Origin of the sequence: Embleya sp. AB8 (assembly GCF_049739465.1) — a bacterium.
Classification (GTDB): Bacteria; Actinomycetota; Actinomycetes; order Streptomycetales; family Streptomycetaceae; genus Embleya.
Genome location: NZ_JBMHHY010000020.1, coordinates 89,863 through 111,215, shown reverse-complemented (window position 1 = coordinate 111,215; position 21,353 = coordinate 89,863). Strand labels below are relative to the sequence as shown.

Annotated in this window: 16 protein-coding genes; 12 read left to right on the top strand and 4 right to left on the bottom strand. The window is 69.9% G+C overall.

Annotated elements, in window-relative coordinates; all coding sequences use genetic code 11:
- The first annotated feature begins 117 nt into the window (after positions 1-117).
- Together ABIA38_RS28540 and ABIA38_RS28535 are read left to right on the top strand one after the other, a co-directional pair.
- Positions 118-669, top strand: coding sequence for a hypothetical protein (locus ABIA38_RS28540; protein WP_424641725.1), 552 nt, complete (start codon positions 118-120; stop codon positions 667-669).
- Positions 670-735: 66 nt separating this feature from the next.
- Complete coding sequence (locus tag ABIA38_RS28535; protein WP_424641724.1) at positions 736-1,659, top strand: LLM class F420-dependent oxidoreductase; 924 nt, start codon at positions 736-738, stop codon at positions 1,657-1,659.
- Positions 1,660-1,877: 218 nt separating this feature from the next.
- Here ABIA38_RS28535 and ABIA38_RS28530 read toward each other — a convergent pair whose 3' ends face one another.
- From ABIA38_RS28530 to ABIA38_RS28515, 4 genes are all read right to left on the bottom strand, one after another.
- Complete coding sequence (locus tag ABIA38_RS28530) at positions 1,878-3,503, bottom strand: hypothetical protein (protein WP_424641723.1); 1,626 nt, start codon at positions 3,501-3,503, stop codon at positions 1,878-1,880.
- A 98-nt stretch (positions 3,504-3,601) separates the two neighbouring features.
- Positions 3,602-4,375 (bottom strand): hypothetical protein, encoded by a 774-nt coding sequence (locus ABIA38_RS28525; RefSeq protein WP_424641722.1) that lies wholly within the window; start codon positions 4,373-4,375, stop codon positions 3,602-3,604.
- 190 nt (positions 4,376-4,565) lie between these two features.
- Complete coding sequence (locus ABIA38_RS28520) at positions 4,566-5,570, bottom strand: substrate-binding domain-containing protein (protein WP_424641721.1); 1,005 nt, start codon at positions 5,568-5,570, stop codon at positions 4,566-4,568.
- A 98-nt stretch (positions 5,571-5,668) separates the two neighbouring features.
- On the bottom strand, positions 5,669-6,631 hold the full coding sequence (locus tag ABIA38_RS28515) for a PstS family phosphate ABC transporter substrate-binding protein (protein ID WP_424641720.1): 963 nt from the start codon (positions 6,629-6,631) through the stop codon (positions 5,669-5,671).
- A gap of 373 nt (positions 6,632-7,004) precedes the next feature.
- Here ABIA38_RS28515 and pstC point away from each other — a divergent pair, with 373 nt between their 5' ends.
- The 10 genes from pstC to ABIA38_RS28465 all read left to right on the top strand — a co-directional run bounded on the left by pstC (position 7,005) and on the right by ABIA38_RS28465 (position 21,175).
- Entirely contained in the window at positions 7,005-8,021 is a 1,017-nt protein-coding gene (gene pstC, locus ABIA38_RS28510; protein ID WP_424641719.1) for a phosphate ABC transporter permease subunit PstC, read from the top strand.
- Between the two features lie 52 nt (positions 8,022-8,073).
- Positions 8,074-9,255 carry a phosphate ABC transporter permease PstA gene (gene pstA / locus ABIA38_RS28505; protein WP_424641718.1) on the top strand — a complete coding sequence of 394 codons (1,182 nt, stop codon included), beginning with the start codon at positions 8,074-8,076 and terminating at the stop codon, positions 9,253-9,255.
- A complete protein-coding gene (gene pstS, locus ABIA38_RS28500) occupies positions 9,252-10,865 on the top strand; it encodes a phosphate ABC transporter substrate-binding protein PstS (RefSeq protein ID WP_424641717.1) in 1,614 nt (537 codons plus the stop codon). The genes pstA and pstS overlap by 4 nt, the downstream gene beginning before the upstream one ends.
- A gap of 178 nt (positions 10,866-11,043) precedes the next feature.
- Positions 11,044-13,317: a hypothetical protein gene (locus ABIA38_RS28495; protein WP_424641716.1), complete on the top strand. Its 2,274-nt coding sequence runs from the start codon at positions 11,044-11,046 to the stop codon at positions 13,315-13,317.
- Entirely contained in the window at positions 13,314-14,288 is a 975-nt protein-coding gene (locus ABIA38_RS28490; protein WP_424641715.1) for a sortase, read from the top strand. The genes ABIA38_RS28495 and ABIA38_RS28490 overlap by 4 nt, the downstream gene beginning before the upstream one ends.
- A 181-nt stretch (positions 14,289-14,469) precedes the next feature.
- Positions 14,470-15,186 (top strand): phosphate ABC transporter ATP-binding protein, encoded by a 717-nt coding sequence (locus ABIA38_RS28485; protein WP_424641814.1) that lies wholly within the window; start codon positions 14,470-14,472, stop codon positions 15,184-15,186.
- Positions 15,164-15,550 (top strand): hypothetical protein, encoded by a 387-nt coding sequence (locus ABIA38_RS28480; protein WP_355529452.1) that lies wholly within the window; start codon positions 15,164-15,166, stop codon positions 15,548-15,550. The genes ABIA38_RS28485 and ABIA38_RS28480 overlap by 23 nt, the downstream gene beginning before the upstream one ends.
- Before the next feature lie 131 nt (positions 15,551-15,681).
- Entirely contained in the window at positions 15,682-16,569 is an 888-nt protein-coding gene (locus ABIA38_RS28475; RefSeq protein WP_424641714.1) for a MerR family transcriptional regulator, read from the top strand.
- 80 nt (positions 16,570-16,649) lie between these two features.
- Positions 16,650-18,578: a 3' terminal RNA ribose 2'-O-methyltransferase Hen1 gene (locus ABIA38_RS28470; protein ID WP_424641713.1), complete on the top strand. Its 1,929-nt coding sequence runs from the start codon at positions 16,650-16,652 to the stop codon at positions 18,576-18,578.
- A complete protein-coding gene (locus ABIA38_RS28465; protein ID WP_424641712.1) occupies positions 18,575-21,175 on the top strand; it encodes a polynucleotide kinase-phosphatase in 2,601 nt (866 codons plus the stop codon). The genes ABIA38_RS28470 and ABIA38_RS28465 overlap by 4 nt, the downstream gene beginning before the upstream one ends.
- Positions 21,176-21,353 lie beyond the last annotated feature (178 nt).

The window sequence follows — 21,353 nt, the reverse complement described above, 5'->3', positions numbered from 1 at the left end:
CAGATTGTTCGACGGCGGGAGATTCGTCCGCTCCTCGGGCGCAACCTGGAGACGTCGTGAACACACCGGACGAACTCCGGGCGAGCCGGACAAGCACCGCACGAGGGAGCGATCATCATGCACACCGTTCAGACCTTCGCCGAGTTGGACGACGAACTGGCCACCGTCGATTCCACGCCACGCGCGCTGGCCGCCGTCGCCCTCGCGCTGCACACCGTTCAGGAGGTGGTGCACGCGTGGAGCGGCAAGCCGGACCGGGGCGGCTGCCTGTGCCGGATCGCCGACGAACTCGGGGACGCGCGGGAGATCGTCGGTCGGATCGTCGGCCCCTGCGCCGACACCGTGGTGCCGCTGCCCGGCGGCGATCCGGCCGCCGTGCCGATCGCGGGCGCCGCCCGGGTGCTCGGGCGCGTGGCCAGGGTGCTGACCCTGCTGGCCCGGCAGGGGACGGCCGGCAACCCCTGCGGAGACTGGGCTCGGCTGGAGCCCGCCGACCGGCGGGCCTGCGCGGCGGCGTGGGCGATCGTCTTCCGCAACCTGGTCCGGCTGCGCGCGGCCGAGGAGACGGCCACCTGGTCGGGTCGACCACATCGGCACCAACCGGCGATCCCCCCGCGCCGACGCCGCGGTTCGGCGCACGTGGTGCCCTTCCCGGCGCGGCTCGCATGACCGGGTTCCGCCGGCTCCGGCGCATCGGTTCCCGGGCGATGGGCATCCTCGCGAGAGGATGGGCGCATGGAACTTCGTATCTTCACCGAACCTCAGCAGGGCGCGACCTACGACACGCTTCTTACCGTGGCCAGGGCCACCGAAGAGCTGGGTTTCGACGCCTTCTTCCGCTCGGACCACTACCTGCACATGAGTGGGGACGGCTTGCCCGGCCCCACCGACGCGTGGATCACCCTGGCCGGATTGGCCCGGGAGACCAAGCGCATCCGACTGGGCACGCTGATGACCGCGGCGACGTTCCGCCTGCCGGGCGTGCTGGCCATCCAGGTCGCGCAGGTCGACGCGATGTCCGGCGGCCGGGTCGAACTGGGCATCGGCGCGGGGTGGTTCGAGGAGGAGCACAACGCCTATGGGATTCCGTTCCCGCGCGAGAAGTTCGGCCGTCTGGAGGAGCAGCTGGAGATTCTGACCGGGCTCTGGGACACCCCGGTCGGCGCCACCTTCCGCTACGACGGGCGGCACTACTCGCTGGCCGACTCGCCCGCGCTGCCCAAGCCCGCGCAGCACCCCCACCCGCCGATCCTGATCGGCGGCTTCGGCGCCAAGCGCACACCCGCGCTGGCGGCCCGCTTCGCGGACGAGTTCAACGTCCCCTTCGGGTCGGTCGAAATCGTCGCGCAGCAGTTCGGCCGGGTCCGCGAGGCCCTGGTCGAGCACGGCCGCAAGGCGGAGGACCTGGTCTTCTCCAACGCGCTGGTGGCCTGCGTGGGCCGGGACGACGCCGAGGTGGCCCGCCGCGCCGCCGTGATCGGCCGCGAGGTCGACGAGCTCAAGGAGAACGGCCTCGCCGGCTCACCCGCCGAAGTGGTCGACAAGATCGCCCGGTTCGCCGAGATCGGCTCGACCCGGATCTACTTCCAGATCCTGGACCTGCACGACCTCGACCACCTGGAACTGATCGCGTCGGAGGTGGGCTCCCAACTCGGCTGAGCCGATCCGCCGAGGGTGCCCGGCGGACGACGCCCGGGCGACGACGCCCGGGCACGGACGCCTGAGCACGAATGCCGGAAGGGCTCTGTCGCAGCCCGTGCGCTGCGACAGAGCCCCTCTCTCACCCCACCGCCCAAGTGCCGGTACTTACACAGCGGGCGGCCGTTCGGTGTGTCCCGCAGGAGCTGTGCAAATCCAGCGGACCCTGCGGTCTCTCGTCAGGCGGTTGCGGGGGTGTCGTCGTTATCCGTGCCGAACGAGCCGCTGCCGGCCAGCAACGCACTGCGGTTGCCCCGCGAGCGGTACCACATGACGCCACCGACCAGCAGGAGCGCCCCACCGGCCGACCCGAGCAGCCGCGGGTCCAACAGGGCCCCGGTGTGCGCGAGCCCGCCACCACCGCCACCGTTGCCGCTTCCGGCGGAGGCGCCGGAGGAGGTGCCGGTCGTGGTGCCTGTGGTCGTTCCGGAGGTGGTGCCCGTCGTGGTCCCGGCGGTCGTCCCGGTCGTCGTGCCGGTGGTGTCACCGGTGGTGGTGCCCGTGGTGGTCCCGGTGGTCGTGCCTGCGGTCGTCCCGGCGGTGGTGCCACTGGTCGTACCGGCGGTGGTGCCGGTCGTGGTGCCTGTGGTGGTACCGGTGGTGGTGCCTGCGGTTGAACCGTTCGTTGCCCCGGCGTGCACGAGGGTGACCTTGAAGGGGCGTTCCACCTTGGGGCCGGTCGCGGAGGTCGTGATCGTCAGGACATAGTTGCCGTCAGTCCACGGCGCAGCGTCGCGGGGAAAGATTTCATGGGTGGCGGAGTACAGGCCCCTGTCGTCCGTCTTGTCCTTGCGCAGCTCGACCGCTGAGAAGGTGGTGTCGTCTTTCTTGGTGATCACCGCCGTGAAAGGCGTGCTCGGAGGAAAGTTCGTCAAAGTCAGGTCGTAGTTCACCAAGACGCCGGTCGCGTCCGGGATCTTGACCTCGTCGTTGAAACCCACGCTTGGGACAACGGTGGTGACAACTTTCCAAGTGGTGCCGGTCAGCTGCACATCCGCATGGGCGAGGTCGTTCGTCAGAACCGTGGAAGCATCATCCAGGCACTGAACCCTGATGCGGTAGTAGCCAGGGCCGCCACCCCCGGAGAGGAGCACCATCGGCTGGAGCGCCGGCTTTCGGTCGGCAGGCAGCGCCACCGGGAAGAACCCGCTGATTGCGATGTCGCCTCCCCCGCCCGGAGCGGTCGCCAGGAACCGGGCCTTGGTCGCTCCCGCAGGGCAAGCTTTCGCGGATGTGATCGCTGCCTTCTGCCCGATCCCCCCCGTGGCCGGGTCGATGGTGAGGATCTCGTCCCCGCCGGTGGGCGGGGCGGACGTGGGAGGTGCGGAGGTCGGCGGAGCCGAGGTGGCGGGGACGGGCACACTCCACGTTTTGCCGTCTGCGCCATCGGCTGTCGTGATGTCGACGGACGCCGCCTGACTCAACAGGTCGCCGGCGTCGTTGACGCACTCGGCGGTCATCTTGAAGGTCCCCGTGAGGTCGGTCCCAGCCAGGAACAACCGGATTGCCGCACTGCGGTTGGGGATCCGGTCTGCGGGGAGCGGGTCACCGGTCACGCCGCCGATGAGGCGTGGTGTAGTCAGCGTGCCGCCGGAAACGGTCCAGCGGAAGTTGGTGGCCGGTGCCGCGCAAGGCACCGTCGCCTTCATGGTCACCTTGGTGTCGATCTTGCCGGTCCCCGGAGCGACGATGATCGTCGGTGTCGGGGAGCCGGAATCGGCCGCCGCCGCGAGCGTCGGCATGGCCGACAGTACGAGCAGCCCGGCTCCGCACGATGCCACCACGCGCGCGAGTCTTAGGCTCATCTGGTCAACTCCGTTGAGAAGAAAGGAAACGGGGACGCATCGCAAGTGGGCCACCGGGACGAATCCCGGCGGCCCAAGGCGTTGTCACCGACGCCGCGTCACCACCACAGGCGGGACGAGTCGAGGGCGATCGCGACCGAGGAGGTCGCGTGCGAGTTCGTGCCGGAGAGCACGAGCGAGTAGGAACCGTCGGCGACGGTGGCCGGGAGGGTCAGCAGCGCGCCGCCCCAGGTGCCGTCGGGTGCGATCTGCGGCTGGAGCGAGACCGGGGTGCTGGTGCCGTCGGCGGCGACCACGGCACCGTCCACGTGTTCACCGGGCGCGAAGCCGCGGAACAGGACCAGACCGAAGCGCAGCGCGCCGATCTTGGTCGGCAGCGCACGGGCCTCGGGCGAAAGCGAGGTCCACACACCGTTGTTGACGCGCAGGTCGACGGACGCCGGCTCGGTGATGGTCAGTACGCCCTTGGCGTCGGTCGTGTAGCACTGCGCGACCAGCTTGTGTGCCACGCCTTCCTGCGCTGCGGAGCCGACCGGGAACAGCGCGCGCTGCGCGACGATCGAGGTGTCCGCGACCTTGTCGGCGGGCAGCGGCGTACCCAGGAACGAGCCGCCGAACACCCGCTCGTTGGCGCCCGGCGAACGCACGACGAATCGGAACGCGGTCGCGTCGGGGCCACACGGAACGCTCGCGCGGACGGTCGCCTTGCCGGTGGCGTCGGCCGGGCCGTACAGCGGGCTCACCTTGATGGTGCCCTGGGCGGCCGGCGCGGACGGGGTGGAGTCGGTGCCCGTAGCGGTGGCCGGTACGGCGGCGATCGCCAGTGCGGCCGGAACCGCGACCGTGAGCGCGAGCAGACGACGGAGCTTCATGAAATGCCCTTCCGGGGTCAGTGGGTTCGAGCAAAACAGCACGCGGCGACCCGTTGGGCATCCGCGGGGGAAACGTCAGGGGCTCGCAATGGCGGATGGGTGAGCGATCCGCTACGCGAGGGTGAACAAGGATTCGACGGCGTGTCGAAGCGTGGGAGTGGTGAACTCATGAGAGTCGACTCGACACCGATCAGGGCCTGAAGCCGTACGCGGCCCAGATGGGGCGCTGCGCCGGGTTCGCGGCCCAGTCGATGAACGCGATCGTTTCCCTGGCGGTCGCGTCGTACAACGGGTCATAGACGAAGTACACGCTGTTGTTTCCCGGGAAGGAGTTGGGGCTGGTGTCGCCTTCACCGGGAGCCTTGCCATCGATATTGCCCAGAATGAAACCATCGGTTCGGTTCAGGACGCCGGACGCCGGGTTCGTCTGTGCGCTGTACGCGGCTTTCGAGTACGGCATGATTGCGTTGGTAGAGGTGGCCTGCGTACCTTGGTTTTCCGTCGGAATCCCGACGATCGTCGTGGAGCAGGAGCCGTTCGCGGCTGCGGTCGGATCGAAGCCGAGCACCTTCTCGGTGAAGACTGCGCGGACATCGGAGTAGTAGCCGGACGGCAGATACTTCTGGATCGGCCCGGATGCGGTGCTTCCCGGGATCTGGCTCCAATCCGTAATCACACACTTGAAGATGTCTTGAAGCTGCCGTTGCGTCAGATCGGTTGGAATGCCGGGCTTTTTGGTGGCCCAAGTGACCGAGTCCGCAGCTACCCGAACCCACGTCAGCGCGGTTTCCTCGCTGAGGTTCCTCGGGGAGCGCGCCACGCGGACGAAACTGAGACAGTTCTCCAGAAGCTTCCCGCGCTGATTGAGCAAATCCCGTATACCGGAAGCATGGCTACCCGGCCATGAAGGACGTCTGCCATTGGTGCCGTAATTAGTGTCGCAAGCCGCCTTTCCGGTGTTGACACCACCTTGGCTGACGTCAGAGTTGACCGTCACCCAGTTGTTGCCGCCGGGATCGACGTTCGCCGCGTACTCGTTGGTGAGCGCCGAGGTGACGTTCTGCAGCGTGTCCGAACCGGCGTTGACGTAGGTGGCGGCGTTCGCCGAGGCGTTGGCGCCGACGACGAGGGCCATGGCGGTACCGACGATGCCCAGTACGGTGGCGCTCTTGCGGGTACTTGAACGCTTCGACATGTACAAGCCCTTCACAGTGGGACGGGCCGTCCCGGATCCCCCGATCCGGAACGGCCCGTGACGATCAGGTCATGTCAGGCGGTGTCGGTTCGTCGTGGTCAGACGGCGAAGCCGTACGCGGCCCAGATCGGACGCTGCGCCGAGTTGGCGGCCCAGTTGATGAAGCCGATGACGTCCGAGTTGTTCTGGCCGTTCAGCGGGTCGTAGACGTAGTAGACCGAGCGGTTGCCGACGAAGCCCGCCGTGTTGGGCGCCTTGCCGTCGATCTGGCCGAGGACGAAGCCGTTGGTGTGGTTCGTCACGCCCGTCGCGGGGTTGGTCTGCTCACCGTACGCGGCCTGCGAGAAGGGGATGATCGCGTCGAGCGAGGTGATCTGCGGCGCGTCGCCGCGGTTCTCCTGCGCGGTCTGGATGACCGTGGCGGCGCACGCGCCGTTGGAGGCTGCGGTCGGGTCGAAGCCGAGCACCTTGTCGATGAACTCCTGGCGGGTACCGGAGCCGGCCTGCGGCACGTGCTTCTGGATCGCGCCGCTCAGGGTCGGGTCGATCTGGCTCCAGTCGTTGATCGTGCACTTGTAGACGCCCTGGAGCTGAGCCTGGGTCAGGTTGGTCGGCGCACCGGCCTTCTTGGTGGCCCAGGTGACCGCGTCGCCGGCGACCCGGACGAAGTTCAGCGTGGTCTCGGCGGTGCCGGCCTTCGGGCCGCGCGAGGACCGGGCGAAGCTGAGGCACTTGGCGTTGGCGCCGGAGCGCTGGGCCAGCAGCGCGTTGATGCCGGCGCCCGAGCCGTTCGGCCACGGGTTGGCGCCCGTGCCGTACTGGGTGTTGCACTCGGCCTTGCCGGTGTTGACACCACCGGCGGCGACGCCGGCGTTCACCGTCACCCAGTTGTTGCCGCCGGGATCGACGTTTGCGTACTCGGTGGTGAGTGTCGAGGTGACGTTCTGCAGCGTGTCCGAACCGGCGTTGACGTAGGTGGCGGCGTTCGCCGAGGCGTTGGCGCCGACGACGAGGGCCATGGCGGCACCGACGGTGCCCAGTACGGTGGCGGTCTTGCGCATGCTGAAGACGCTGGACATTCGAAGTCTCAACTCTCTCTTGGCATTTGCTGTGGCCGTCGACCGCAGTGGCCGACGCCGACAACGCTGCCGGCGGCTTGATCGTCGTGGGATGTCCGGCAGGGAAACGGCACCGGGCCGCACGAGGCGCGGACGCGAACGGATCGCGCCTGTAACGGAAACCGGATACTCCGGCACCTGCCCGGCACGGTTAGGACGTCTGTCGTACACCCTCGGCACCGGTTGTTTCCGTTGCGGACAGTTGCCGGAGGGCTGCGTTCTGGTTGTCTCCAGGCGAGGGGCATCCGGCTTGATCGCCGGGCGACATGACGAACGGTCAGGTCGGTTCGCCACCCGCTTCCAGGAGCCGACAGTCATGGCACATCCGCCCGTGTTCGCCGCCGAATCGCCGGAGCTCATCGATCGGCCCCGGCGGATCGTGGTACGCCGGACCAGGGCCGACCACGTGTTCCGCTGGACCACGCGCGGCGTCGCGATCCTGGTCCTGGGCCTGCTCGCCGCGATCGGCGGCTACCTGCTCTACCAGGGCAGCGGCGCGCTCGATCGGGCCGGCTGGGCATTCCTGAGCGAGGACGCGTGGGAGCCCAAGAGCGGCAAGTTCGGTGTCCGCGGCCTGCTCACCGGCACGGTGCTGGTGGCCATCGTCGCGCTCGTCGTCGCCGTACCGATCGCGCTCACCGCGGCCCTGTACATCACCGAGTTCGCGCCCCGGCGCCTGCGCGGCGTGCTCACCTCGACCGTGGACCTGATGGCGGCGGTGCCGAGCATCATCTACGGCATCTTCGGCTTCTTCGTCCTGCAGCCCCAACTGATCCCGGTCAGCCGGTGGTTGGCCACCAACCTGGACTTCCTGCCGATCTTCGAGATCCGCACGATCGACGTGAAAGCTCGGTTCGTGGACAGCCAGTTCAGTTCCTCGCTGTTCATCTCGGGCGTCGTGGTGTCCACCATGGTCATCCCGATCTGCTGCTCGGTCAGTCGCGAGGTGTTCGGCCAGGCGCCCGCGGGGGAGAAGGAGGGCGCGCTCGCGCTCGGCGCCACCCGCTGGGGAGTGATCCGCGCGGTGGTCCTGCCGTTCGGTCGCGGCGGCATGATCGGCGGCATCATGCTCGGCCTGGGCCGAGCCCTCGGCGAGACCATTGCCGTCGCGATGATCATCTCGTTCAACACCGACTTCTCGTTCCGCATCCTCGACGGTCAGGGCTCGACGATCTCCTCGTTGATCGTCCTGAAGTACGGCGAGGCCGACACCGAGTCGATCTCCGCGCTGATGGCCGCCGGCCTCGCGCTGTTCGTCCTCACCCTCGCCGTCAACACCGTCGCCGGCGTCCTGGTCGCCCGCTCGCGCAGCGGCAAGTCCACCGAGATCTGAACACCCAGCGGCCCCAGCTCAACCAGACCCACCATCGAGGGGATCCACGACGATGACCGTCACCGAGCCGATCGTTCGGCCCGGGCCCGACGCGCCGCCGCCCGCGCCCGCGCCGCGACCACCGGAGGAAGCCCGCGTGGTGCTGCGCCGCGTGGCCCCGGAAGACATCGGCGTCGCGCTCGGCGCCGCGGTCGCCGGCGCGAGCTTCGCGTGGGTGCTGTACGGGCGGATCCTGCCGGTCACCGGCTGGCAGGGCTACCTGATCACCGCCTACGCGAGCTTCCTGCTCCTGTACGCGATCGCCACCCGCATGCGCCTGGACCGCGTCGCCGCGAGCGACCGGGTCGCCGGCGCGGTGATCTCCAGCGGTGCGGCCCTGATGGTCGGCACGGTCGCGACCGTGATCGGCTACGTCTTCGTCAAGGGCTTCGGCCGCATCCTGCACACCGACTTCTTCACCGCGACCCAGCGGCACTTCAGCGCACTGAGCGCGGACGGGGTCGCGGTCGGCGCCGCACACGCCATCGTCGGCACGTTCGAACAGATGGGCATCGCGATCGTGCTGAGCGTCCCGCTCGGGGTGATCGCCGCGATCTACATGAACGAGGTCGGCGGCCGATTCGCCGTCGTGGTGCGGGTGGTGGTCGAGGCGATGACCGCGATCCCCTCGGTGGTCGCCGGCCTGTTCGTCTACGCCTTCTTCGTCATCTCGCTCGGCCAGGGCTTCTGCGGCCTGGCCGCGGGCCTGGCACTGTCGGTGGAGATGATGCCGGTGGTCACGCGCGCCACCGAGGTGGTACTGCGACTGGTGCCCAACGGCCTGCGCGAGGCCTCGTTGGCGCTGGGTGCGGGGGAGTTCCGCACCCTGTGGAACGTCGTACTGCCCACGGCCCGCAGCGGCCTGGTCACCGCCGTCATCCTCGGCTGCGCCCGCGTGGTCGGCGAGACCGCACCCGTACTGCTGGTCGCGGGCGGCGGTGCGGGGATGAACTGGAACCCGTTCAGCGGTGTGCAGACCTCGCTGCCGTACTTCATCTGGGTCAACTACAAGTCGCCCAGCGACGAGCTCAACTCCCTTGCGTGGGGCGCCGGCGTGACCCTGCTGCTCATCGTCCTCGTGCTGTTCTCCCTCGCGCGCCTGATCGGCGGGCGCGCCCCCGGCGAGTCCGGTCGTCGCAAGCGGCGGCGCGCCACCGCTGTCGCCAAGTCCCTCACCCCGGAGCCCACTTCATGACCAGGATCAAGCGCCGCCCCGCGCTTTTGCTACGACTGGCGATCGCCTCCCTGCTCACCGTCCCACTGCTCACCGTGCCCACCGGCACCGCCTCGGCCGCCACCGCGATTCACGGCAGCGGATCGACCTGGAGTTCGCCTGCGACCATGCAATGGGCGGCCGACGTCGCCGCTCGCGGACTCTCGGTCGACTACACCCCGAACGGATCCACCGCCGGGCGCACCGACTTCACGAACCACCTGGTCGACTTCGCGGTTTCGGAGATCCCCTTCCAGGGCAACTACGTCGACCGCACCGGCCAATCGACCAACGAACTCGCGGTCCTGGCGAACTCGAACACCAAGTTCAAGTACCTGCCGATCGTCGCCGGCGGTACGTCGTTCATGTACAACCTGAAGATCCGCGGCCAGCAGGTTCGCAATCTCCAGCTGTCACCGCGCACCATTGCCGGGATCTTCACCAACCAGATCAAGGTGTGGAACGACAAGGCGATCAAGGACGACAACCCGGCCCTGTCGCTGCCCGCCACCCCGATCACCCCGGTCGTGCGCTCGGACGGCTCCGGTACCAGCGCGCAGTTCACCGCGTTCTTGACCAACCAGGTCAACGACATCTGGCGACCGTTCTTCCCCGGCGGGATGACCTCGGAGTTCCCGGTCAAGGGCGCGACCAAGGCACAGGCCGGTTCCGAGGGTGTGGCCAACTACGTCGCGGCCGGCTACGGCGAGGGCGCGATCACCTACGTCGAGACTGCCTACGCCATCCAGCGCCAATTCCCGGTGGCCTCGGTCAAGAACGCCGGCGGCGTGTACACCCAACCCACCTCGGACGCGGTCGCGGTCGCGCTCACCAAGGCCCGGCTGAACCCGGACAGCACGCAGATCCTGGACGAGGTCTACACCAACCCGGATCGGCGCGCCTACCCGATCTCCAGCTACAGCTACATGATCGTGCCGGCGGCGAAGCAGTTCGGCTTCGACGAAGCCAAAGGCGAGACGCTCGGCAAGTTCATCAAGTACTTCCTGTGCGCCGGCCAGCAACAGGCGCCGCGATTGGGCTATTCGCCGCTGCCGCCCAAGCTGGTGAGCTTCGGCTACGACGCGATCAAGTCGATCCCGGGTGCACCGGACCCCGGTGCATTGCCGGCCGACCTGAACAAGCCGACCAAGACCGAGTTCGACGCGTGCCCGAACCCGACTTTCGATCCGGCCTGGGTACCGCCGGAGCAAAAGCAGCAACAACAGCAGCAGCAACAACAAAGCGTCCCGGGCAGCACGAACAACCAGAACAACAACGGCAATGGCAACGGCACCGGCAACACGCCCAAGCCCGGTGAAACCACGCCCGGGGCGAACAACCCCGGCGGACAGGGCTCGGACGGCGCCGGCGGCACTCCCGACCAGGGCACCGGCGAAGTCGTGGCCAGCGGCGACAAGTCCGGCAATGCCGGAGGGCCGGTAAGCGCCGGATCAGTGGAAGCCGGCGACTCACCGCCGCTGCCGCCGGTGTGGTTCTACGCGCTTACGCTGGTCTGTCTGGTGGCGGCGGTGTTCGGCGCGCCGTTCCTGTACAGCCGCATAGGTCGGGGACGTGGGCCCGATGTCGGCTGAGTCGCGTGAGCGGGCCGCGTCGGGTGACCGGGAGATGTCCGGTCCGTGCGCCGCAGGCGAACACTCGAACACCGTGTCGGTTTCCGCTCCCCCGATGCCCCCGCGCCGCGCGAGGATCAGCGGGGGTCGTCAGCGGCGGGAGTCGATCCCGAACGCGGGCGACAGAGGGGGAGTTGCCGTGAGCGGCACCGAACGATCCACCGCCGCGTCGGGACGCGCGTTGTCCGCCGCCGGTGTCATCGCGCTGTGCGTGGCATTGCTTGCCGGGTGGCTGAGCGTGGTCGCAGGCACCGCCGGTGCGGCCGAGCCGGGCCGCCCGACCGTGACGGTGTCGCAGAGCACCAACCTGGTCAACCAGCGCATTCTGGTCAAGTGGACGGGCTTCACCCTGGCCGCCGATACCAAAAGCATCGTTGTGATGCAGTGCAAGGGCACCGCGCCCAAAGCCCGGGACTGCTGGGCGCCGCGTTGGACGGAGAACGGAACCGAGGTCAAGCAGCTCGACGGCTCGCCGCCGGGAACCGCCACGAAGCAGACCGGACTGCCCACCGGCCCCGACGGATCCGGCCAAGTGTGGATCCAGGTGAAACCGGCACTGCGCTTGCCCGAACTGGGCTGCTCCGATCGGCAGGCGTGCTCGATCGCGGTGTTCGTGATGCCCGCGGTGGGAAGCACCGTCTCCTCGTTCCACGCGAAGCAGGGAATCGATCTGGGTCTGTCCTACGGGCCCACGGACACCGAGATGGACCTGGCCTTCGCCGCCGGACAGGCTGCGGTCACGCCGCTGTCGTTCATCCCCACGCCCGACGCATGCCCCGGTATGGAACATCCGGACCTGTCGGTCAACGGCACCGGAGAGTTCACCCAGGCCGGTGCCTCGTGGGTGTTCGGGCTGTGCGGCGCCAGGACGAACCCGGTGAACATGACGGTCAGCGCCGGCTCCGGGCCCAGCGGTCGTGAGGTCTTCCTCAGCGACGCCGTCGACGTCGGCGTCACCCAGCAGCCGATCGGCGGGGCGCTCGACCAGGCCCGTCCGACGGCCATGCCGGGTGTCCGGGACAAGACCAAGACCGTGTACGCGCCGCTGACCAACGGTGCGTTGGCCTTCTCCTTCAACATCGACGACGCGCAGACACACCTGCCGATCACGTCGATGAATCTGACCCCTCGGTTGATCGCGAAACTGATCACCGGGGCCTACTCGGCGGCCGAGCACCGGCCGGGGGCGATCCTGGACTTCTACAGCGACCCCGAGTTCCAGGCCATCAACGAAACGCACGTCTGGCCGACCGCCGTGCGCAGCCCGATTCTGCGCGGTGTCCAGGACGACACGATCTGGGCTCTCACCGCGTGGCTCGCGTCCGACCCGGAAACAGTCACCTGGCTCTCCGGCACACCCGACGCCAACGGCGTCCTGTGCCCGCCGCAGTGGCGCATCGGCGCGGCTACCTACCCGATGGCGGTGTACACCAACCGGCTGGAGATGCTCTCCGATACGAATGTGCCGCAGTCGGTGTACGAGGACATCGTCAACCGGCTCGGCAACGCGGTGCCGACCAACCGCAGCGTGGGCGAAACCGGGCCCAAGGACGATGGCCAGGACAAGTTCGGCTACCACTACGTCATGGCCATCACCGGCGCCGAGGCGGCCGTCCGCATGGGCACCCCCGTGGCCAAGATCCGCAACGCCGCAGGCAAGTTCGTCGACCCGACCGACGCCGCGAGCGTGCGCGCCGGCCTCGCCGTCGCCAAGCTTGGGCCGGACGGGGTGACGCTGACCAACGACTACCGCAGCACCGTGGAGAACGCCTACCCGCTCACCGTCACCGACGTGGCGATGGTCTCCACCGACAAGCTCACCGCGGCCAAGGCCGCCAAGATCGATCGTTTGCTCGACTACGCGGCGACCGCCGGTCAGGTGCAGACGGGCCACTTCCAGCCCGGCGCGCTGCCGCCCGGCTACGTCCCGCTGAGCGACGCGCAGAAGGCGCAGATCGCCGCAGCCCGAAAGAAGATCGCCGACGCGCCCAAGTGGACGGGCCAACCGCCCGCCACCACCCCGCCCGCCGACCAGGGCAACAACAACAACGCCGGCGGCTCGGCGGGTACGAGCACCGGCAACAACGGCAACCCGGACACCCTGCCCGCGACCGACCCGGGCGGTGCGTCGCCCTCGGCGGCGCCGTCGACCACACCCTCCACTGCGCCCGTCGGCGCGGCCGGACCGCCCACCGACAAGGGCCCGTTCCCGCCGGTCGCCAAGGTGCTCAAGGACGCGCTCGCCGGCGACCCGTCCGCGATCGTGCTGCTCGTCCTGATGTTCGTGAGCGCGGGTGCGCTCGTGGCCTGCCCGGTACTGCTCTCACTCGGGCACAAACGTCGCACCGGCGGGTGGCCGCCACCGGTCGCCGCCGTCCTGCGCCTGATCGGTCGCCAGGGAGTCGCCGCATGACCGCCGACACCGTCTCCAAGGCGCCGGCGACCGAGCCGGCGACCGCACCCCCGACCGAGCCGGCGCCTGCGGGCGCACCCGCGGGCACCTCTGCCGGCGTCGGCGCGAAACCGCCGGCGACCGCAGGCGCCTCCCGCACGGGCAGCGCGGACCCGTACACGATCGCCGGCGCCGCGGTTGCCTTGATCGCCCTGCTGATCGCGGGCTTCGTCGGCTACCTGTACGTCGTCTCCGACATCCAACAGGCCCGCGACCAGAGCATTTTGGCCGACAAGCTCTCCGACGAGCTCTATCGCGACGTCGGCCCGCTCGGCGGCGACATCGGCAAGGGCGAACCGGTGGCGATGTTGCGGATCCCCGCGATCGGCCTGCGTCAGGTCGTGGTCGAGGGCACCACCGCGGACTCGCTCGCCAAGGGCCCCGGCCACCTGCGCACCAGCGGCCTACCCGGCCAGGGCGGGCACAGCGTGATCATGGGGCGTTCGTACACCTTCGGCGGCCCGTTCCAGGATCTCGGCGACCTGCGCGTCGGCCAGCGCATCGAGGCGACCACCCAGCAGGGCGAGTTCACCTACAAGGTGGTCGAGCGCAAGCACGTTTCCAACGGCAAGGACGACGTGCTCGCGCCCGGCCGGGAGAACCGGCTCGTGCTGATCACCGCCGACTCGTGGATCCGCCCCGGCGGTCGCACGGTCGTCATCGCCGACCTTCAGGGCCCGCCCAAGCCCCAGGAGGGCCGCCGTCCGCAAGGTCTACGCGCGGACGAGAAGGGCACCGGCGGCTACGCGGGCGCCGGTGTGCGACTGCTGCTGTGGGCGCAGGCGTTCACCCTCGTGCTCGTCGTCCTGGTGTGGGCGCTGCGCCGCAATCCCGATCGCCGAGTCACGCTCCTGCTCGGCACCCCCGTCGTGCTCGCCGTCGTGTGGGCACTGTACGAATCCGCCGCTCGCGTACTCCCGGCGACGCTCTGACGCCGGTTCTCGTCCCGTCCCACTCCACACCCCGGAGGCTCCGCACGTGACCAGCCCGGACAGCGGTGCGACGACTTTCGCCCCCGCAGCCGAGACTCAGCCTTTACCGGCACAATCCGCCGGCGGGCGTGGCTCGACGCTCACCGCGGAGGCCGTCAGCGCCTGGTTCGGCACCCACAAGGTGCTCGAACGCGTCGACCTCGTGATGGCGGCCAACTCCGTCACGGCCCTGATCGGGCCGTCCGGCTGCGGCAAGTCCACGTTCCTGCGCATCCTCAACCGGATGCACGAGCTCGTACCCAGTGCTCAGCTCGCGGGCCGGGTCCTGCTCGACGGCGAAGACATCTACGACTCCGCCCGCCGGCCGATCGAGACCCGACGGCGAGTGGGGATGGTCTTCCAAAAGCCCAACCCCTTCCCGGCGATGTCCATCTACGACAACGTGATCGCCGGCCTCAAGCTGACCGGCGTGCGCAACGTGGACAAGGACACCGTCGTGGAGTCCTCGCTGGTGCGGGCCGGCCTGTGGATGGAGGTGAGGAATCGACTCAGGCAGCCTGGCGGGGCACTCTCGGGTGGGCAGCAGCAACGTCTCTGCATCGCCCGTTCGCTTGCGGTCGATCCCGACGTGCTGCTGATGGACGAGCCCTGCTCGGCCCTCGACCCGACGTCGACCCGGCGGATCGAGGACACCATCGGCGAACTGCGCGACGACATCACCATCGTGATCGTCACGCACAACATGCAGCAGGCCCAACGCGTATCCGACAGCTGCGCGTTCTTCCTCGCGGCGGAGAACACCCCCGGCCACATCGTCGAGGCCGGACCCACCACCGCGATCTTCGGCGCCCCCCGCGACCCTCGGACGGCCGACTATGTCGCCGGTCGCTTCGGATGAGTCGCGGGCCCCGGACGGTACGCCGGAACGGCACGCGCGCTACGACGTCCACCTGGACGCCGAACAGCACGTGCGGTGGCGGCTCATCGCCCCGAACGGACGCGTGCTCGCACGCTCCGCTCGGGGCCATGTCACGGCGGGGGCCTGCCGTATCGAGCTCGACCGGTTGCGTCGCCGAGTGGTCGACCTGGTGCCCGTCATCGGGCGGGCCACCGGCGCGCCGGGCTGGTTCTGGAGCGTGGCTCTCGAACCCAGCGCGCCCGTCGCGCTTTCGGCCCGCACCTACGAGCGCCTGGAGAGCTGCCAGGTGTCCTACGAGAGATTCGTCCGCCTGCTGACCGTCACCGAGCCCGACGACTGGTGACACCCGGGCCGCGCGCCCGCCGCGATCGCGACGATCGTGGCGGCGCGCCCCCCGCAGCGGATCCCCGGCCCGGGGGCGGTGGACTCTCCCGTCACGGGAGGCGGCACCGTGGTGGGTCGGAGGTGATGAGGATGTTCCTCGGCATCGGAGATTTCGCGCGCGCCACGGGCCTGACCGTCAAGGCACTGCCCTGGTACGACGAACAGGGCGTCCTGGTGCCCGCGGACGTGGATCCGGCCACGCGCTATCGCCGATATGACATCGGCCAACTTCAACAGGCCGGACTGGTCCGCGCACTGCGTGCGGCCGGAGTGCCGCTCGCCGAGGTGCGCATCGTGCTGCGCGACGGCGGCTGCCCGCATGCGGCGCTGCGCGCGCATCGGGAGACGGTGCGGGCCGAAAGAGAACGTGACGACCGGGCGACCGCGGCGGCGGAGCGGGTGCTCGCCGGGGCGGAACACGACTACACGGTCCGGCTGTGCACGACGACGCGGGGGCAAGCGTGGGTCGGCATCGTCGAGTACGTTGCGACACCCGAGGACGCGGAGCCGACGGTCGCAGGACCCGACGGGGCGGCGGTGGGCGCCGATGTGGCGATCGAGGGCGCGTTGTTCGATCTGTACGCGAGCCTGCAGGCGGCCGGGATCGCGTCCACCGGCCCGTTCTGGCTGGACCTGGGGCGGCCCGCCGCGGACACCGGCGCCGAGGTCGCGCTGTGCCTGCCGCTGTCCGAACCGGTACCGGAGGGCTGGTCCGTCCCGGGCCGGCGGACGATCGCAGGCGTGCGCGAGGCCGGTCGTGAGCTGGTCACCGAACAGCCGATCACCGACGACGCTCCCGACGACGGCACCGCCGTACACCCGGCGTTCGCCGCCCTGGTGCGCGCGGCGGCCGACCGGGACCTGGCGATCGACCTGGGCACCCTGCGACAGCACTGCCCGCGTGAGGTGGCGGACGCGGCCGGAGGGGAGTCCTGCGGTGCGGTCGTGGAGCTGTCCGTCGACGTGGTCGTCGAGTGAGGTCGAGGGTGGCGTGTGGGAGGGCATCGGCCGCTAAAAGCGATCGTCGGTGAGTGCGCGATTGGCACATAATCGGTCCGGTGTTCCTGACCATCGCAACCACTCATCAGCCCGCCACCGACCTCGGCTTCCTGCTGCACAAGCATCCCGGGAAGGCACAGCGGTTCTCCACGACCTACGGCGAAGCACACGTCTTCTACCCCGAGGCCGACGACACGCGCTGTACAGCGGCGTTGCTACTCGACGTCGACCCGATCGCGCTCACGCGCGGGGTCAAGCGGGGCAAGGGCACCAAGGGCTCGCCCGATCTCGCGCTCGCGCAGTACGTCAACGACCGGCCGTACGCCGCCTCGTCGTTGCTCGCGGTCGCCCTCGGCACGGTCTTCCGCACCGCGATGCAGGGGCGCTGCGACGCGCGTCCCGAACTGCCCGCGACGGCGCTGCCGCTGGAGATCGAGGTGCCCGCGCTGTCCGCACGCGGTGGCGAGGAGATGGTCCGACGGCTGTTCGAGCCGCTGGGGTGGCGGGTGGGGGTCGAGAGCGTTCCGCTGGACCCGAACTTCCCGCAGTGGGGCGACTCGCGGTACGTGCGGCTGACGCTGGCAGGCACGATGCCGCTCGCGGACGCGCTGCGGCAGCTGTACGTGCTGCTCCCGGTGCTGGACAACGCGAAGCACTACTGGGTCGCGCCCGACGAGGTGGACAAGCTGCTTCGCGCCGGCGAGGGCTGGCTGGCCGCGCACCCGGACCGGGACCTGATCGCCGGACGCTACCTCTCGCGTCGGCACACCCTTACCCGCACCGCGATCGAGCGCCTCGCCGAGATCGACGAAACCGCGCCGGAACACCTCGACAACGCGATCCCGGACGACCTTGAGGACGACGCGGCGGAGGTCGCGACCGAGACGGTCGCGACCGGGGATGCCGCGCCTGCGGGCGAGCGGGATGCGCCTGCGACCGGGGACTCGGCGCCTGCGCCCGAGGGCACCGGGTCTGCGCCGGCGACCGAAGCGCTTGCGTCTGCGACCGATGCCGCTGTGCCAGCGGCTGCGCTCGCGGGCGAGGCGGCTGCGCCTGCGACCGAGGCCTTGGCGACTGCGCTTGCGACCGGCTCCGCGACCGGAGGTGTTGGGCCCGTGGGTGAGGTTGCGCTGCCTGCGACCGGAGGCGTCGCGTCTGAGGGCGCCGGGGTTGGAGTCGAGGGCGTGGTGCCTGCGACCGAGATGCTCGCGACCGTGCCTGCAGGCGTGCTCACCCCTGCGAGCGGTGAACCGGCTGTGGACGATGCCGGTGATGAGCGGCCCCTCTCGTTGGCTCGGCAGCGGCGGGATGCGATTTTGGCGGCTCTACGCGCGGCCGGGGCCGAGCGTGTGCTGGATCTGGGTTGTGGGGACGGCAAGTTGATCGGCGCACTGCTTCGGGAGCCGCGCTTTCGGGAGATCGTCGGCGTCGACGTGTCCACCCGCGCACTCACCATCGCCGAGCGCAAGCTCAAGCTCGCCCGGATGTCGGAGCGGCAGCGGGACCGGGTGCGACTGATCCAGGGCGCGCTCACCTACACCGACAAGCGGCTCGTCGGCTACGACGCCGCCGTGCTGTGCGAGGTGATCGAGCATCTGGATGAACCGCGCCTGCCCGCCCTCGAGTACGCGGTGCTGGGCGCGGCCCGTCCCGGCACCGTCGTGGTCACCACGCCCAACGTCGAGTACAACATCCGCTACGCGCCCGACGAGCCCGGCGGCGAAGGCCTCGCGGCCGGCGCCATGCGGCACGGCGACCATCGCTTCGAGTGGGACCGCGCCACGTTTCGGGCCTGGGCCGAGCACGCGGCGGCCACCTACGGCTACGCGACTCGTTTCGAACCGGTCGGCGAGGTCGACCCTGAGGTCGGCCCCTCGACCCAGATGGTCGTGTTCACCCGTACCGAGACCGGCGCCGGCGCCGGCGACATCCCCGCGACCACCGACACACCCACCGTGAACGACGAAGGCACCGGAGCAACGGCATGACCCACGACGCGAGCGCCCGCCGCGCATTGACCATGCCCGACCTGTGTCTGGTGGTCCTGATCGGCACCACCGGCGCGGGCAAGTCCACCTTTGCCCGGGACCACTTCAAGTCCACGCAGGTGCTGTCCTCCGACTACTTCCGCGGCCTGGTCGCCGACGACGAGAACGACCAGTCGGCCTCCAGCGATGCGTTCGAACTGCTCCACCACGTCGCCCGCATGCGGCTGGCGTCCGGTCGGCTGACCGTGGTGGACGCCACCAACGTGCAGCGCGAGGCCCGTGCGCAACTGGTCAAGGTTGCCCGCGACCACGATGTGTTCCCGGTCGCGATCGTGCTGGACATACCCCCGGCGGAGTCGCAGGCGCGCAACGCCGAACGCCCGGATCGCATGCACCTGCCCCCGCAGGTGATCCAGCGCCAGCACCGGGACCTGCGCCGGTCGCTGCGCGGTCTCCAGCGCGAGGGCTTCCGCAAGGTGCACGTGCTCTCCGGCGCGGAGGAGGTCGCCAGGGCGGAGATCGCGTTCGAGCGCCGATACAACGACCTGCGACACCTGACCGGGCCCTTCGACGTGATCGGCGACATCCACGGCTGCCGGGCCGAGTTGGAGTCGCTGCTGGTCGAACTCGGCTACGAGATCGCCCGCGACGACGCCGGGCGGGCGGTCGACGCCGCACACTCCGAGGGCCGCACCGCCGTGTTCGTCGGCGACCTGGTCGACCGCGGGCCCGACACCCCGGGCGTGCTGCGCCTGGTGATGGGCATGGTCGGTGCCGGACACGCGCTGTGCGTACCGGGCAACCACGAGAACAAACTGGTGCGCGCGCTCAAGGGCCGCCAGGTCAAGACCACCCACGGGCTGGCCGAGTCGCTCGAACAACTGGCCGCGGAGAGCGAGGAATTCCGCGCCGAGGTGGTCGACTTCTGCGAGTCGCTGGTCAGCCACTACCTGCTCGACGAGGGTCGGTTGGTGGTGTGCCACGCGGGCCTGCCGGAGAAGTACCACGGCCGGATGTCCGGGCGGGTGCGCAGCTTCGCGCTGTATGGCGACACCACCGGCGAGACCGACGAGTATGGCCTGCCGGTGCGCTACCCGTGGGCCGACGAGTACCGGGGCAAGGCGACGGTGGTGTACGGCCATACGCCCACGCCGCGTGCCGTATGGGTGAACAACACGATCTGCCTGGACACCGGTGCGGTGTTCGGCGGCGAGCTGACCGCGCTGCGCTGGCCGGAGCGCGAACTGGTGGCGGTGGCGGCCGAGCAGGTCTGGTACGAACCGGTGCGACCGCTGGCCTCGACCGCTCCGGGCGGTCGCGACGGGCGCGCCCTCGACCTCGGTGACGTGCTCGACCTGGCCCCCGGCGGGGTCGGTCGCCGGCATGTCGAGACGGCGGGCGCGGGCATGGTGACGGTGCGTCAGGAGAACGCGGCGGCGGCGCTCGAGGTGATGAGTCGGTTCGCCATCGACCCGCGTTGGCTGGTCTACCTGCCGCCGACGATGGCGCCGTGCGCGACCAGCACGCTGCCCGGCCTGCTCGAGCATCCGGCCGAGGCGTTCGCGCAGTTTCGCGCGGACGGCGTCACCCGGGTGATCTGCGAGGAGAAGCACATGGGTTCGCGCGCGGTCGCGCTGGTGTGCCGGGACGAGGCCGCCGCGCGGGAGGCGTTCGGCGTGGACGAGGGCATGGGCGCCGGCGCGGTATGGACCCGCACGGGGCGCGGCTTCTTCCCCGACCGGGCCACCACCGACGGCTTCCTCGACCGGCTGCGCGGCGCGATCGACGCGGCGGGCCTGTGGGCGGAACTGGACACCGACTGGCTGCTGTTCGACGCCGAGCTGATGCCCTGGTCGGCGAAGGCGCAGGAGTTGCTGCGGCAGCAGTACGCGTCGGTGGGCGCGGCTGCGACCGCCGCGCTCCCGGTCGCCGGCGCGGCACTGGCGCGTGCGCTCGAACGCGGTGTCGACGTCGCGGAACTGGCGGGCCGGATCGAGGGGCGTCGGGCCAACGCCCGCGCGTTCGTCGACGCGTACGGTCGCTACTGCTGGGACACCGACGGCCTGACGGGGTTGCGCTTCGCGCCCTTCCAGGTGCTCGCCGGGCGCGGCGGGTCCTACCTGGACCGCGACCACGAGTGGCATCTCGCGCTCGCCGACCGGCTGGTGGCGGCCGACCTCTCGGGGCTGCTCGCGCCGACCGGCCGGTTGATCGTCGACGTCACCGACGAGGCGCAGATCGCGGCGGGCGTCGATTGGTGGACCGCGCTGACCTCGGCCGGCGGTGAGGGCATGGTGGTCAAGCCGCTCGCGGGCGAGGCCGATCGGGTGGTCAACCGGCGCGTGCAGCCCGGCGTGAAGTGCCGCGGTCCGGAGTACCTGCGGATCATCTACGGCGCCGACTACACCGAACCGGTGAACCTGGAGCGCTTGCGTGATCGCGGTCTGGGCCACAAGCGGTCGATGGCGCTGCGCGAGCACGCCCTCGGCGCCGAGGCGCTCGCCAGACTCGCGGCCGGCGAGGCGCTGTGGCGCGTGCACGAGGCGGTCTTCGCCGTGCTCGCGCTCGAATCCGAGCCGGTGGACCCCAGGCTCTGAAACCGCGTCACCTGTTCGTAGCAGGGGCGGCATCCGTGGTGACCCGGATGCCGCCCCTGTATGCGTGATTGCCGGAAAGTTTCGGGTATGTCGCTTCAGTGCCATCTGCCGATCGGAGCGGGTCGAAGGTCCTTCGCCGATGGGTCCTAGCGTCGCCGCAGGTGGTGACCTGTGCCGG